Origin of the sequence: Gordonia phosphorivorans, assembly GCF_042432625.1 — a bacterium.
GTDB lineage: Bacteria > Actinomycetota > Actinomycetes > Mycobacteriales > Mycobacteriaceae > Gordonia > Gordonia phosphorivorans.
In genome coordinates this window covers 84,020-97,500 of sequence record NZ_JBHLWV010000006.1, presented here as the reverse complement: position 1 = coordinate 97,500, position 13,481 = coordinate 84,020, and the positions used below count along the sequence as shown (strand labels likewise).

10 protein-coding genes are annotated in these 13,481 nt (G+C 67.9%); all 10 read right to left on the bottom strand.

The genetic code is table 11. The features are described from left to right. Positions 1-90: 90 nt before the first annotated feature. The 10 genes from ACFFJD_RS01965 to ACFFJD_RS01920 all read right to left on the bottom strand — a co-directional run bounded on the left by ACFFJD_RS01965 (position 91) and on the right by ACFFJD_RS01920 (position 13,388). The gene (locus tag ACFFJD_RS01965; protein ID WP_382360134.1) at positions 91-2,418 is read right to left on the bottom strand and encodes a YqaJ viral recombinase family protein; all 2,328 of its coding nucleotides are present in this window, start codon (positions 2,416-2,418) and stop codon (positions 91-93) included. Positions 2,419-2,558: 140 nt separating this feature from the next. Continuing rightward, positions 2,559-3,533, bottom strand: a complete 975-nt coding sequence (locus tag ACFFJD_RS01960; RefSeq protein ID WP_382360131.1) for a TIGR03299 family phage/plasmid-derived protein — start codon at positions 3,531-3,533, stop codon at positions 2,559-2,561. 239 nt (positions 3,534-3,772) lie between these two features. Continuing rightward, the gene (locus ACFFJD_RS01955; protein WP_382360128.1) at positions 3,773-4,666 is read right to left on the bottom strand and encodes a hypothetical protein; all 894 of its coding nucleotides are present in this window, start codon (positions 4,664-4,666) and stop codon (positions 3,773-3,775) included. Positions 4,667-4,676: 10 nt separating this feature from the next. Continuing rightward, positions 4,677-5,348 carry a hypothetical protein gene (locus ACFFJD_RS01950; protein ID WP_382360125.1) on the bottom strand — a complete coding sequence of 224 codons (672 nt, stop codon included), beginning with the start codon at positions 5,346-5,348 and terminating at the stop codon, positions 4,677-4,679. A gap of 119 nt (positions 5,349-5,467) precedes the next feature. Beyond that, entirely contained in the window at positions 5,468-10,111 is a 4,644-nt protein-coding gene (locus ACFFJD_RS01945) for a helicase-like domain-containing protein (RefSeq protein WP_382360122.1), read from the bottom strand. 153 nt (positions 10,112-10,264) lie between these two features. Beyond that, positions 10,265-10,735 carry a hypothetical protein gene (locus ACFFJD_RS01940; RefSeq protein WP_382360120.1) on the bottom strand — a complete coding sequence of 157 codons (471 nt, stop codon included), beginning with the start codon at positions 10,733-10,735 and terminating at the stop codon, positions 10,265-10,267. Positions 10,736-10,853: 118 nt separating this feature from the next. After that, the gene (locus ACFFJD_RS01935; protein ID WP_382360117.1) at positions 10,854-11,117 is read right to left on the bottom strand and encodes a hypothetical protein; all 264 of its coding nucleotides are present in this window, start codon (positions 11,115-11,117) and stop codon (positions 10,854-10,856) included. 90 nt (positions 11,118-11,207) lie between these two features. Next, positions 11,208-11,714 (bottom strand): hypothetical protein, encoded by a 507-nt coding sequence (locus ACFFJD_RS01930; RefSeq protein WP_382360114.1) that lies wholly within the window; start codon positions 11,712-11,714, stop codon positions 11,208-11,210. 100 nt (positions 11,715-11,814) lie between these two features. Next, entirely contained in the window at positions 11,815-12,222 is a 408-nt protein-coding gene (locus tag ACFFJD_RS01925; protein ID WP_382360111.1) for a hypothetical protein, read from the bottom strand. Then, a complete protein-coding gene (locus ACFFJD_RS01920; protein WP_382360108.1) occupies positions 12,219-13,388 on the bottom strand; it encodes a hypothetical protein in 1,170 nt (389 codons plus the stop codon). The genes ACFFJD_RS01925 and ACFFJD_RS01920 overlap by 4 nt, the downstream gene beginning before the upstream one ends. Positions 13,389-13,481 lie beyond the last annotated feature (93 nt).

The following is a 13,481-nucleotide window of genomic DNA, read 5'->3' as shown; positions in this document are numbered from 1 at the left end:
GTCCGGCGTGGCGGAACTAGCCCGACCCGGTAGCGGACGACGGTCCCGCACCTCCACGGGTGCGGGGCCGTCGCCGGTCCGGGGTGGCGGTTAGCGGCCGGCGAAGAAGTTGAACAGGGCCCGTCGGGTCATGTCGACGTCTTGGTAGGCGTCGTGGGCGTTCTCGTAGCGCACACCGTGCGCGGCGGTGAAGTCCGACAGTTTCGCGCCGCGCGAGGTGTGGTCGAACTTGCGGGACAGGTTCATGGTGTCGACGGTGCGGGCGGTGTAGATGCCGTGTGAGCGGAGGAATCCCATCTCGAAGTTCGCGTTGTGCGCCACGAACGTCACGTTCGGGTCGGCCGCCAACTGTGCCAGTCGGTCGCGTTCTGCGGAACGGTGGAAGGGGGTGGTGCCGGAAAGCTGGTCGTAGCGGATCTGGTGCACATCGACCATTCCGGTGCCCACTGTCGGCGCGGTCCTCGGGTTGATGTCGTGGAGGGTGTTGGCCGATTCGACGACGGTGCCGTTGACGTCGGTGACCTGGAAACCGGTTTGGATGATCTCGTGCTTCCCGGCGTGAGTGCCGTTGGTTTCGAAGTCCAGCACCACGTACTTGCGGTGCGGATCGCTGGCGGGCTTGTAACTGCGGTAGGCGTGCCGGACAGCTTCATCGGCTTTCATGCCCTGGTCGAGGTTGTTGCGGATGAGACGTTCGGCGTCGGCGGCGCTGCACCCGCGGTACACGGCGAGTTGTCGGGCGGTGTCGGCGTTGGTTTGCCGCGATGACGCGGTACCGGGCTCCTTGACAAACCTGAAGGTGCCGTTGTTCGGTTTGGCGGGTGCCGGCGGAGTCGTGCGCGCCTTCTCCACTGACTGCCAGGCGGCGGCCAACTCGCTTTTGCGGTCGCTGTAGCTGCGCCGGTCGGTGCCGGTCGGGTCCAGGGGGTCGTCTTTGCTCATCCAGTAGGTGCGGATCTTCCCGTCGTCGAAGTTGACCGTCAACGCGGCCCTGTCCACGCCGACGACATCCATGCTCTGTGCGAGCTGGGGGCGGTAGTAGGCGGGGATACCGTCTTTCCAGTCCGCTTCGTTGTTGGAGGTTTTCGCCTCCCACACCGCGACCGCCCGCGTCTCATCGTTGGGGTCGACGATGATGCCGTCGAGGTTGGCTCGCTGCCATTGCTCCTGGCCCTGCCAGGTCGCTTTCGTGCGCCGCACCGCCAGGTCGGGGTTCTCGTCGGCGAAGCGGCGAGCCAACACCGGCTCCCAGGCGTGACCGCGAGGAGCGGCCCCGACGTAGCTGTGATTCTGCGCGATCTGACTGTCGACGATGGGCTCGAGTTTGCTGGCGATCGCCTCCGAACGGTTGCCGTACTTGGACAGCCCCAGGACTTTCGGGGCGTCCGATCCGCCCCACCCGCCCTGACGGGCCTGCAGCCATTCGACACTGCCCTCTTCGTACTCGCCGACCAGGGTCGCCCGGCCGGCACGGTCACCGGTGTATTCGGGCAGTGGGGTCTTCTCCCCCAGCACTCCGGCGTATTGGGCGGTGACGTCTTTGTAGTGGTCGAGCTGGTCGGCGGCGACCTTGTATTCGGCGAAGGCGGGATGCAGTCGTTGCCGGGCCTGTTCGAGCTGGGTGAGGGAGTTCGGGTCGCGTTGCTTGTAGGCGTCGTTGGCGGCGTTCCACTGCTGGGTGGCTTCGTCGAGTTCTGTGCGCGCCCGGTCACGCTGGTCGACTAGGTTCTGCCGTTCGACGCTGCTGCAGCGTTCGGATAGTTCGGCGTTCAGTTCGTCGACCGTGAGTGAGTTGGCGCGCGCCCGATGATTGGCGATGGCGTCGGCGCGGTCGCGGGCCAGATACCAGCCGTCGCAGGTGTCGGACTGGTAGTCGATCCAACTGCCGTCGGCAGCTAGTTCACTGTCGACGAATGCGTTCAGCCCGTCCGGGGTGGGTTCGGCGCCCTGCTGCCGGCAGATCTCTTCGTACTCGGCGCGCAGGCGGGCCAGCATGTCGTCGTAGGGCTCGGCCGGGTGCTGACCCTGCTGTTGCCGAGCGGCGGCAGCTTCCTCCCAGCGGGTGAAACTGTTGGCCACTTCGGCGTCGGCGACGGCCACGCGTTCATCCCAGGACGGATTGTCGGCGGCCAGAGCCTGCTCTAGTTCCTGCGCGTGCCGCCTGTGTGCTTCCTCTTCACGGAACCGTTCGGCGCGTTGCAGGAGCACAGCTTCCCGTTCTGGGCTCAGTGTCCCGTTCAGGGCGGCCTCGAGGTCGTCGATCTGGCTGAGGTCGAAGACCAGGGAGTCGTGTTCGCGTTCTAGGACGGCGACGGTGGGCGCGGCGGCGTCCGCTTGCTGCTGGGAGCGTTGGCAGGCGGTCAACGCTTCGCCGGAACAGCGGGCCGGTCCGCCGGGTTCATTGTCTCCAATGCACATAGCGATTCCTCTGTAGTAATTGGCTTCGAATATGCAGGTGACACTACCGGGGTGGTCGGACAGCTGAGCCGATCTCGACTGGACGAAAAGCGGCGCCCAGGCCCCACCGTTGGTGCGGTGGGGCCTGGGCGCGGCGGCTGCTAAACGCCGACCATTTCGCGGGCCAGGGTTACGGCGCGGGCGGTGAACCGCGGGGAGTCGCCGTCGAGCTGGCGGCGGGCGCGCGAGAGCTCGGAGCGGGCGGGCCGGAACCACTGCTCGTACTCGGTGACGGCCGCGACCGCCGACCACGCCGACTCGGGCGAGTCCTGCTGGATGGCCGCGGTGTGGAACAGGCCCATCAGGTCGGCGTGGCGACGCTCGTAGCGGGTGTGGGCGGCCGGGGCGGCGTTAGCGTCCGGGCGCGGGAACAGGGCATTGATGTAGGTCTCGTAGTCGGACTTGCTCATCGGCGCACAGATCAGCTGCTCCCCCAGGGCCGCGAACTCTTTCGCGTAGCGCAGGCAGCCGCGCACGGTGTCCTCGACCATCGCGAGGCGTTCGCTGGCGGTGGCGGTGTGCCGCACCGACCACGACATCTGCTCGCGCAACGGGACGGTCGCGCCGTTGGTGCACCACTGGCGCACGCCCTGGATTCTCCCGGCGACGGCACCGCCGCCGCTGTGGTCGGTCGAGAACAGCAGCGAGAACGAGACCACGTCCTTGCCGCCGACCCGCACTTCCGCTTCCGGCAGCGTCATGGTGACGAACGCCTTGCGGCCGTAGTCGCTGCTGCCCGCCGACTGGTACTGGGCGCCCATCTTCGCGGCGATGGCGGTCGAGGCGAACGCTTCGTCGTTGGGGACGGCCTGGTAGCCGTCACCGACCATGCCGAGCACGACGTTGTTGTCGTCGCGCAGCACGAGCTGCCGTTCGGGGGCGAACGTGGAGATCTCGCGGTCGTCGACGATGACCGAGAGTCCGTCGCTGCCGCTGACGGTGCGCAGACCCCAGTTCAGGCCGGCCGCGGCCAGGACGCCGTCGAGGTCGGTCTGACCGCGGGTGTCGGTGCCGAGGATGAACTCGGGCCGGCGGCGGGTGTCGGGGTCGATTCGGGTGGGAGCGAGGACGTTCATGGCGGTTCCTTCCTGGGTGGTGAATACCCTTCGAGGAAACCGGGGGGCTCGGATTCAGTGCGGCACATCGGGAGCAGCAGCCCGAGCCCCTCGTAGCGGGCCTGGGCGCAGATGTCGTCTACTCCAGCAGGTGGCGGGTCCCATGCGGGGGTTGCCGATCGCTCCCAGCCGCGGCCAGCACCGGACAGGTCCCGTAGTATTGACCGTGAAGTCCCTGCCGATGTATCCCGGCAGGGCCTTCACTGTTTGTGCGGGTCAGCCCCAGAATCCAACGCTGATGGGGGCGGGTCGGACTGGTAGAGGGGGCGCGGGTTGGCGGTGCCGTCGGCGTCGATGACGTTGTGGGCGGCGGCGACCTGTGCAGCCAACCGCACCGCGGGACTGTCACTGAGCGCCATGGCCTGTCCGGCAAGGGTGCGTTCGAGGTGGTCGACGACCACCGCTTCGGCCAGTCGGGCGTCCACCGTCGCTGCGCCGTCCCGAATGTCCTCCAAGGCCACAACCTGGGCGGCCGCGGCGTCCGCTTCGCCGAGCAATTCCTGATGCACCCGATCTGACAGGGCTCGATAGTCCTGCAGATGGTGGCTGTCGATCTGGGTGCGGGCCTGCCGCCATTGCCCGGCCCGCTGATCGAGGTCAGCTAGAGCGTGCAGACAATCCCAGACCGCGATCTGCAGGTCCCCGGCCACCGCCTGCTGCGGGCCGAGCAGACCGCGGTCGAAAGCGTCGGTGGCGGCGATGGTGGTGGCCGCGCCGACAGCACGGTCGGCTAGCTCCCGCAGTTCAGTGTCGACGAACGCGGCCCGCGACAGGTACGCCGGCCCCAGGGTGGCGGTGAGCGCGTCAGCGTCCGCCACCTGTTGGGCGCGGTGTCGGCTGGTGCGGGCAGTGAACGCGAACTCGATGACCGCGATGGCCACCACCATCGCCAGCACCGCGGTCAGCAGCCGCAGGACGGCGCTGTCGATCAATACCGCACACCCGACCGCGACTACGACCGCCGCCGGCAGCACGATGGCCAGTTCATGCGCGCGGTTCGGTGGGCGCACGTCCGGGTCGTGGCCGCCCCGGTACGGGTTGGAGACCCGCCAGGAGCTGCCATTCTGAATGATGTGCAGGTTCTGGTCGTACATGAGCCGAAGGCTAGTCCGCCCTTGCGTGGGCCGCGGCGATCTGGCTGGTCGCCAACGGCAACCACACCGACGGATCCAGCTGCAGGCGTTCGAGGATGCGGTCACTGACCGCGCCACTGCTGAACGACCACGCGAGGACTGTGCTCAAGTCCAGCGACGCCCCCGACTCCAACGATTCACCGTGGAGCGGATAGGTGACCGCGGTGCGCAGCCGGCGGTCGGCGGTGAGACGGAACAGGCTGACACGCACGGCGGTCACAGTCGGGTCGTGCCGGTAGCTGCCGAACACGCGGTCACGCATCACCTGTGTGCGCATACCTCCCAGGGGGCCGGCCGGACAGCCGCGGACCGGGCCGTCGCCGAGCTTGTGCCCCCACCGGTCGCGGCGGCGCCCGTACTCGTCGGCGGACAGTTGCTCGGCGGCGATGTGGTTGCGTTGCAAGGTTCGCAGAGTGGCGCGGTCGGCGCCGGCGAGTTCTGCGGTTTCCAGTTCACGCAGCGATTCGGCGATCCCTTGGGGGGTGGCGCGATACTCCTGGGCGCGGCGGTGCGCTTCAGCCTGCAGCTCGGCGAGTTTGTCTCGCTCCTGGGAGAGTTTGCTGCCGAGCTGTTCGCGGTGGCTGATCAGCTGTTCGCGGTGCCGGGCGAGGATCGCCAGGGTTTGGTCGCGGTCTGGTTTCACGGGTGGTCACACTCCTGTCCTGCGCTGTTGCTCAGCGTAAGGACGGGTTCTTTCCTCCCGGAGCGACGCGGCGGGCCGGGACCTACGGGTTGCCCCTGGTCCCGGCCCGTAACGGCTGCTCAGGCGGCGGTGTCGACGTTGTCGTTGGCGACTTCGTCGGCGTCGGCCACCGCGGCGATCTCGGTGTTGATCTGGTCGAGGTCGGCCATGAGCTGGTCCAACTCGTGCTGGCGGTCGAAGGTCACCGTGGCGGCGGCGGATTCGGCGTCGTCGGCGGCGGCCCGCAACTGCTGGGCGTCGGCGAGTAGCTGCGCCACTTGCTCTTCCAGTCCCCGACTCCAGGCGGCCACCGAGCGTTGCGCCCATTCGGCGATCCGACGAGCACCGTGCCGGCGCACAGCGTAGGGAACCTCCCGGGAGCTGACAGACTGCTGACGGTAGGTCAGGTCCAGGCGCAACGCTCCCAGCCGGTTGACGATCTGCACCTGCATCCTGGTGTAGGTGTAGGTGCTGACCTGCAGATTGGCGATGGTGACGGCCGACCAGTCCTGCTGCTGGGTGAGGATTCTGGTTGCCGCGTCCACATCGACTTTGCTGGTGAGGCCCTGCACCCCGCGGAGCGTGGTAGCGGTGGCGATCAACTCTTCGGCCCTACGCCGGTCCTGCTGTGCCCGTTGCCGGGCGGCGACGACACCCTGCATGCTCGTGGACCGAAGGTTCCGCAGCGCCCGCACCTGCATACGCAGCTCGTGTTGCCGCAGTAGCAGGTCATTGCCGGTGGCCGCCGCTTTGAGTTCGGCCACCGTCATCACGGTGTCGGAGATGTCGTCGATTTCGCGGGCCAGGGAGTCCATGCGGTACAGGTGCGCGAACCCCCGAGCCTTGCGCTCGACGACGCCGGCCATGAACGCATCGAACGTGCCAGCGGTGCAGTAGGAGTAGATGTCGACGCTGTCGTGGGCGTTGCCGTGACGAATGATGCGGCCATTGCGCTGTTCGAATGCGGCCGCCGTCCAACTCAGGTCCAGATGATGCAACGCCACCGCCCTGAGCTGGGCATTGACCCCTAAGCCGCTAAGGGTAGAGCTCCCGACCAGGGCTGCAACCTGCCCAGCGCGGCATGCGGCGAACAAGGCTTCGCGCGCTTTCGGGCCCTTCGCTTCGTGGATGAACCGGATCATGTGGGCGGGAACACCGCGGTCGATGAGCAGTCGCCGCAAACGGCCGTAGGTGCGGGTGTCGTCGCGGTGCGGGGTACCGAAATCGCACATGACGAACTGGAACACCCCGGGCACCTCCGATCCGGGGAATGTGCGGGTCAGACCCGCCTTGTAGTGCTCGGCGATCTTGTCGGCGGCCAACACCAGTTTCGTGACATGCCCGGGCACTTCGGGCACCCCCACCAGGTGGGTGTCCAGGGCCACCGAACGGCCGTCGCCACAGATTTTCAGCATGTTGTCCACGCGCAGATCGGTGATGCGCCGACTACGCAACGCCTCCGATCGTGCGACCAGCTCCCGCTTGTACTCGGCGGCCGCCGGTGACGGTTCAGCGGTGACGGTGTGGAAGCGCGCTTCGGGTCGAACGATGCCGACGTCGTCGGCGCGCACCAACATCATGAACTCGCGCAGCATGGACCGCAGTTCGGGGAGATTCTGGATGACCGCCGGTCGCCGCTGGGACCGAAACCCCGACCCGTCCGGGGCGACTTCGATCACCGTTTGGAACCGAACGAACTGGGCTGCCCACGTGTCGAAGGATTCCACGCCGGCCGCCGAAAGGTGTTGCGGCGCATACATTTTCTGCAACACGTACGACTCGGCGAGGCTGTTCACGAAGGGTGTGCCTGTCAGTGCGGCGGCGTAGGGTCGGCCTTCTGCCCGCTCTCGCAGCCACTGGATTTTCAGGTACAGGTCGTACGCCCGCATGGACGAGCCCATGCTGAATCCGTCGGAGGTAGTGGTGATAGGCAGCCGACGGAACCGGTCGGCCTCGTCGACGCTGACGTGGTCGACGCCGAGCTGGTCGAACGTGACGGTCAGTGGGTCGCTGTTGGTTCGCAGTCGCCGCAGTCGCTGTTCGGCGGTGCGCAGCATTCCGGCCAGCCGCTTGGACCGCACCCCGGATTCGCGCATGTGCTCACCGATCATGTCGATCTCGGCGCGCAGCTGGGCGCGTTCGTAGTCGGCCGGCATCGGGATCGACGAAAACCCGGTGTGGGTGATGATCACCGCATCCCAGTCGCCGGTGGCGCAGCGGGCAGCGAACAAGCGGCGGCGTTCGCGGGTGAGATCGTCGCGGGTGACGACCAGAAACTTGCACGTCGGATGCGAGCGGTGCGCTTCGGCGCTGATCTGCTCGATGAGATGATCAGGAATGGCAATCATCGGGCGGTTCGCCAAACCCAGATCACGCAGCGTGACCGCCAATGTCACCGAGGCCAGCGTCTTGCCTAAACCCACTTCGAAGCCGCACACAGCGCTTTTCGCGGTCAGTGCGTAGTCCACCCAGTCTTTCTGGTGCTTCCATAGGTTCACTCCGTCGGCCAGCCGAGGGAACTGCAGATGCGAGCCATCAGGGGTGCGTGGCACCAGCGCATTGAAGCGGTGGTTGTAGTCGTGCTCGATCCGGCGGGCCCGATCCGGGCACTGCCAGACCCACTCGGCGAATCGGTCGGCGACCTCCCCTAGCTTGGCGACCGCAGCCTCAGTTTCGTTGATATTGCGGACCTGCCGCTTCTTCCCGGTGGCCGGGTCGTCGACGGTGTCTTTGATCACCGGGACTCGAGCGTTCAGCCCGTACTGCAGCAGCTTCTCCGGGTGGGCGCGGCTGGTGCCGAACTCGATGAGACCCTGAGTGCGCACCCCCGACAGATCCACCTCCCAATGCCCCGCCAGGGCCGTGTACACCACGCAGGCGTGGTGAGCTCCGAGCACCTCGACCGCGAACTGTTCGACGTCGGCGGCGGTGATCAGCGGTGACCCCAACTCGATGCGAATGTCGGTGGCCGTGAGCCATGGCGGCTGCACCTTCTCCAAGGCGGCCACGTTCGTCAGGTATCGGGCGTCGGTGATCGCCGCCAAGCGGGCGGTGGCCAGTTTGCGGCGCACCTGCCCGGAAAGGTAGTCGCAGGCCCGCACCCAGCTGTTCAGGGACGGGTCGTGGTAGATCCGGTCCCCCAGTGCGGCGGCGGCCTCCGACTCGTCCGGCAGGTCCAGCAGCCCGGCGATGCGCGCCAAGTCCAGCGAGCCCTCCCCCAGGCTCACAGCGAGAGCTTCGGCGGGACTGTCGGCGCGGGTGACCGGCTCCGGGCGCCGGTTGACCCGGCGCTGCAGAATGTCGGCGGGCCGCGCGGTGTCGTTGTTGCGGTCGAACACTTCCACGGCCAGTACCCGGGTGTACCCCGGATCGTGCCGGAACCCGCCCATCGTCGGGGTCTGCCAGCGCACCGCCGGGGCGCCCGTGTCGGGGTCGATAGGCCCATCGACGAGCTTGCCGCGATTGAGTGGCCCGAACGCGGCCAGATAGTCGGTGTAGAGCGCGCGCGTCCGCTCCCGCAGTGGTGCCACGTCGGTGTCATCCCGGCTGTAGTCGGCGTCGGCGGCCAGCAGTTCGTCGACGGCGTCCCGCAGTCCGATCAGTGCCCGCAGCTCGTTGCCGGGGCGCGAGACCGGGGCGGCTCGCCCGTTGCTGATCCGTACGACCATGTCGTCGACAGCATGGAAGGAACCTTCGGCCCGTCCCTGCCCGTCCGTCAACGGAACGTCGGCGAACTGCTCGGCGGCGCTGGCCGCGGTCATCGGGGTCAGGTGGGCGGCGGCCGCGGTGATCGCGGCCTCTGCTGCTGCCCGCGGATCGTCGGCGTGCACAGCCAGCGGGGAACGGGAGAACCCGGTCTCGGTCATCGTCCCGGCCACATGCTGAGGGTGGGACGACCAGTAGGTGCTCACCGGCACCTGGCTGGCGCCAAGTCGGTCCACCCCGACCGGCCATCCACTGCCCTGTTCGGCCCCGTCCAGGGACGGTCGAACCTGCATGATCAGCAGGTCAGCGACAACATCAGTGCCTTCGGAGGCGAAGTAGCGGGACGGGAGCCGGACTGCGCCGACCAGGTTGGTGTACTTGGCGAGCGCGGCGCGGGCCTGCCCGTCGTTGCTGTCGAGGAGGTAGCGACTGCACACGATGACCACGTACCCGCCGGGCCGGGTCAGTCGGGCCGCCTTGAGTGCACAGTAGGCGTGCAACGGCACCTGCAGGGCGCCGTCGCGAACGGTGGTGGCGGCAAAGGGCACGTTGCCGATCGTTGCGTCGAATCCGGCCGAGGGCACCGGTTCGCTGACGTCCTGGGTCAGGATGTCGGCTTCTGGGTGCAAGGTGCGGGCGATCTCAGCGGTGACCGGTTCGATCTCCACGCCGGTGTACAGCACCGGCAGGCCGGCCGGCTTGTGGTCGAGGAAGCGGGCGGTGCCGCACCCCAAATCCAGGACGCGGCCGCCGGTGAAACCGGCGGCGCCCAGCAGCGCCCACATCGACTCGATCAGATGCGCGGGAGTGTAGAAACTGGTGTCCAGGGTCGTTGACACAGCGTGCAAGTCCAGGCCGTCGGCGGCGGCACTCAACGCAGCCATCTGCTGCATGCCCTTGGTGTCGGTCGAGTTGTCGAACAACGGTGCCAGCGGACCCCAGCCGGGGAATGCGCGCATCGCCGCCAGATGGGCGGCGGTGGGGGTGGTGCCGCCGCGAATCTCGGTGAGTGCGGTCAAGGCGTCAACGGCTTTGGTGGGATGAGACAAGGGGACCTCCGGTAGCTGGCTTCGAATGTGTGATCGACAATCCAGCACCGGCCCTCAACCTTGCGGCAAGGCAGCCGATCTGTGCAGGTAGAACCCGAAACGGCGCGTTGGGGCCCGGGGCGGCTAGTTGTATCCGGGCGCAGTGACCGTGACCGTGACCGTCGACGTGCGCAGTTCCCGCGTGACCTCGGTGCGCGTCTCGGTGACCCGCGACGTCCTCTCCGACGTCCGCACACTGGTGGTGGTGGCTGTTGCGGTCTCGGTGACCGTGTCCGTGGTGGTGGTGGGCACGAACTCGGTGACGGTCTGTGCCGGCGGTGCTGGGGCGACCTGCGGGTCTTGCGTCACCATGAGCGCCAACGCCAACACTGACAGTCCGCCCGCGACCACGGCCAGGACAGTGATCAGCTGCCACCGGCGCCGCGCCCGGTCCGACCCGACGGCCTGCATCTGGGCGTACGTCACCGCCGCGTTCCCGACGGCCTCAACCTCGACCGGACAGCTACCGGGGTCGGCCGGCGTCACTGTCGCCTCGATGTGCGGGGCGACGTCGTAGACGCGGGTGCCCGGCGGCTGAGCATGGGATGCAGGCACGGCAGCTCCTCAGTCCTGGTGATGGCCGAAACGATAGGCGTGGTGTCTTACCGGCCGGCGGAGACGACGGCGCCCCGCCTGCGGGCTGCTGGCGGGGCGCGAACGTCGTACGGGCCGGTTACGCGGCGGAGTCGAGCTCCCCGCTGTGCGGGCGGTAGGACTGGGCCGGAACGTCCGATGCGGGTTCGCTGTCGGCGATGACCTGCATAGGCGGCCACGGCTGCACGACGGGATCTGCAGGGGCTGCCGTCGGGGTGGGCTGCTCCCCGATCTCGACGTACTGGTCGTCCCAGGTGGCGGGGTCGGGGTCGTGGCGGATCAGGTAGTCCAGGCACCACGGGAGGCAGAGAAAAGCCAGAATCGCGATCGTCCAGTCGAACATGTCCAAGTCCCGTCGTCGGTGGTTGTGGGGGTGCATTACACGCTGGCGGTCTGGACTTTCTGGTTGCGGCAAATCCGCGGGCTAAAGGCTCTAGGGGTGTGAGGGCTCATCTACCGGCGGCGACGTTGGTAGCGGGTCATCGGTGGAGGCGGCCATGGTGGCGAGGGTGGTGGCCAACGCGGCACGCCGCCGGCTCACCAACTGGTGACTGCGGGCCCGGTTGCGGGCGTAGTTCTGATCGACGGCACCGGTCAGCGACGTCAACCGTGTCAGCAGCGACGTCAGCACCCGGTCGGGCTGCTGCCCGGCCTTCTGCTGGTCGCGAGCATGACCTACAGCACCGACGATCGCCGCGATCAAGGATCGGCCGGTGCCCGCGTCCGCTTCGGCGATGGCGGCCTGCTGGGCGCCTTCGGTCAGCAGCAGCTCGAGGTCTCGGCGAGGATGCCCCAACGACTCCAGCAGCTCGGTGAGCTGAAAGCAGCGGCCGGTCAACGCTTCAATGGCAGCGTCGGCTTCGGCGGCCTCCACCGCTTTCAACTCGTAGCGTGTGCGCCAGAAGTCGGGGTCGGTGGTCACAGGAACAGGGGTGCTCATGGGGTCTCCGTTATGGGGGCGTGGATAGGTAAGCAGGCGGGTCCGACATCGCCGGACCGCCGATCACCCTGTCCGGCATGGTGGTCGGGTAGCGGCACTGTCACCGGCGGCGACGAGCCGCCGGCTCACGGTCGAGCCGGTCGGTGCGGACAGCCTGCCGCCGACACTCCGGGTACAGCTGTGGATACGTTTCGGCGATGGCCTGCAGAGTGCGGGCCTTGATGATCGCCCCCGCCTCGTGTGCGGTCGCCGGATCAGAGGTCAGTCGGCGGATCGCGTCTCGGTTGGTGTCGTAGCTGGACAGTTCATGGCGAAGGAAGTTCACGCACAACCGCTCCACGAAAGCAGGTGAGGTGTTCGTGAGCGGGTCGGCCGGCGGCTTGTTCGGGTGCAGCAGGTTGTAGTGCTCGCACGCGCGGCGCACGAGCCGAGCGGTACTCATCGTCGGCACCTGAATCCGTAGACGACGCGCCGCACGAATCAGATGCCCGTTCGTCGGTGCGGTCACCGGCGGGCACCGATCAGCCGGGACTGCCGGCGCTCCCCCAGCACCGCGGCCCCGTAGGCGGCCACCTGCGCTGGAAGTTCGGCGACGACTGCCTCGGACTGGGTGTACTCGCGTACCGCCTGAACCACGGCCGGATCCTGACCGAACCCGCCGGTCAGCTCCACGAGCGGTCGGGCAGCGTGCGGGTTGCCGGGCACCGTCCAACGCCCCTGCACCGGTGTACGGCGCAGCAGCTGATCGAGCAAACTCAGGTGCGCGCGCTGCGGTGGCGGCGGCGCGAACCCCACCCGTTCACGAACCTGCCCCTGCGGGAGCAATAGCTGCTCGACGAGCATGTCCGTCGCCTCCTGGAACGCCAAGTTCAAGGTGCCCAACGGTTCCGGGAAGGCCACCACCATCGACCCCGCAGGCAGGGCCCCACCGGTAGACCAGGCTGCGCCCGGATCGCGGCGGGCCGCACCGAACGCAGCGCAGGCCTCATCCCACCACGGTGCGTCCTCCAGTTCACCCGGCAGCGTCCGCCCCAACGACTGGGCCACCTCGGCGATGATCGGTGCTGCGATCTGCCGGAGACCGCCTTCGGGGTTGGTGATCGTGTACTCGGTCTTCGCGCGCCCCTGCTGGTCGACGCGGGCCATTGTCACGCTCGCCGACCGGGCCCCGAAGTCGATCGAGGTGATCGGGCAGTCGACGAACGGGACGGGCGCGAATGTGGCGGCAGCGACGGCATCCGACCACGGAATCAGGAGGCCTTCGGCGGGCGCGAACTCGGTGATTGCATGCCGGAAGGCGCCGACGACAGGTTCGGGCCACGTCGACGGATAGGTGGCGACCACCAGGTCGATGTTCTCGCGCATGGTGGTGGTGGCGGCCGTAAGCACCGGGGTCAGCGCCGCGGCGAGCAACGCGTCTGCATGGCGGACAGTGCCGCCGATGATGGTGGCTTCGCGTCCGAGGAGGCGGGTGACCCGCGGAATGGTCGACGCGGCCTGCCGGTGGCGGGCCTCATCGAGAATGAGGGTGCCGTCGGCGTCGACGTGCACCGCAGCAGGCCAGCATTCCCCTTGTGCCGGGCGCAGCACCTGGGGTTGGTCGTTGTCGCCGCCGGCGACAGCTGCGGTGATGGTTGCCGAGCCGATGTCGATAGCTAAGACAGTCCTGGACACGGGGCTCTCCCTTCCTCTGTGAGCGGCTATGCCGTCCAGTATCGGAAGTGCGTCTTCCCGCCTCTGTGCGCTACGACCCCTGGCTCTTCCTGG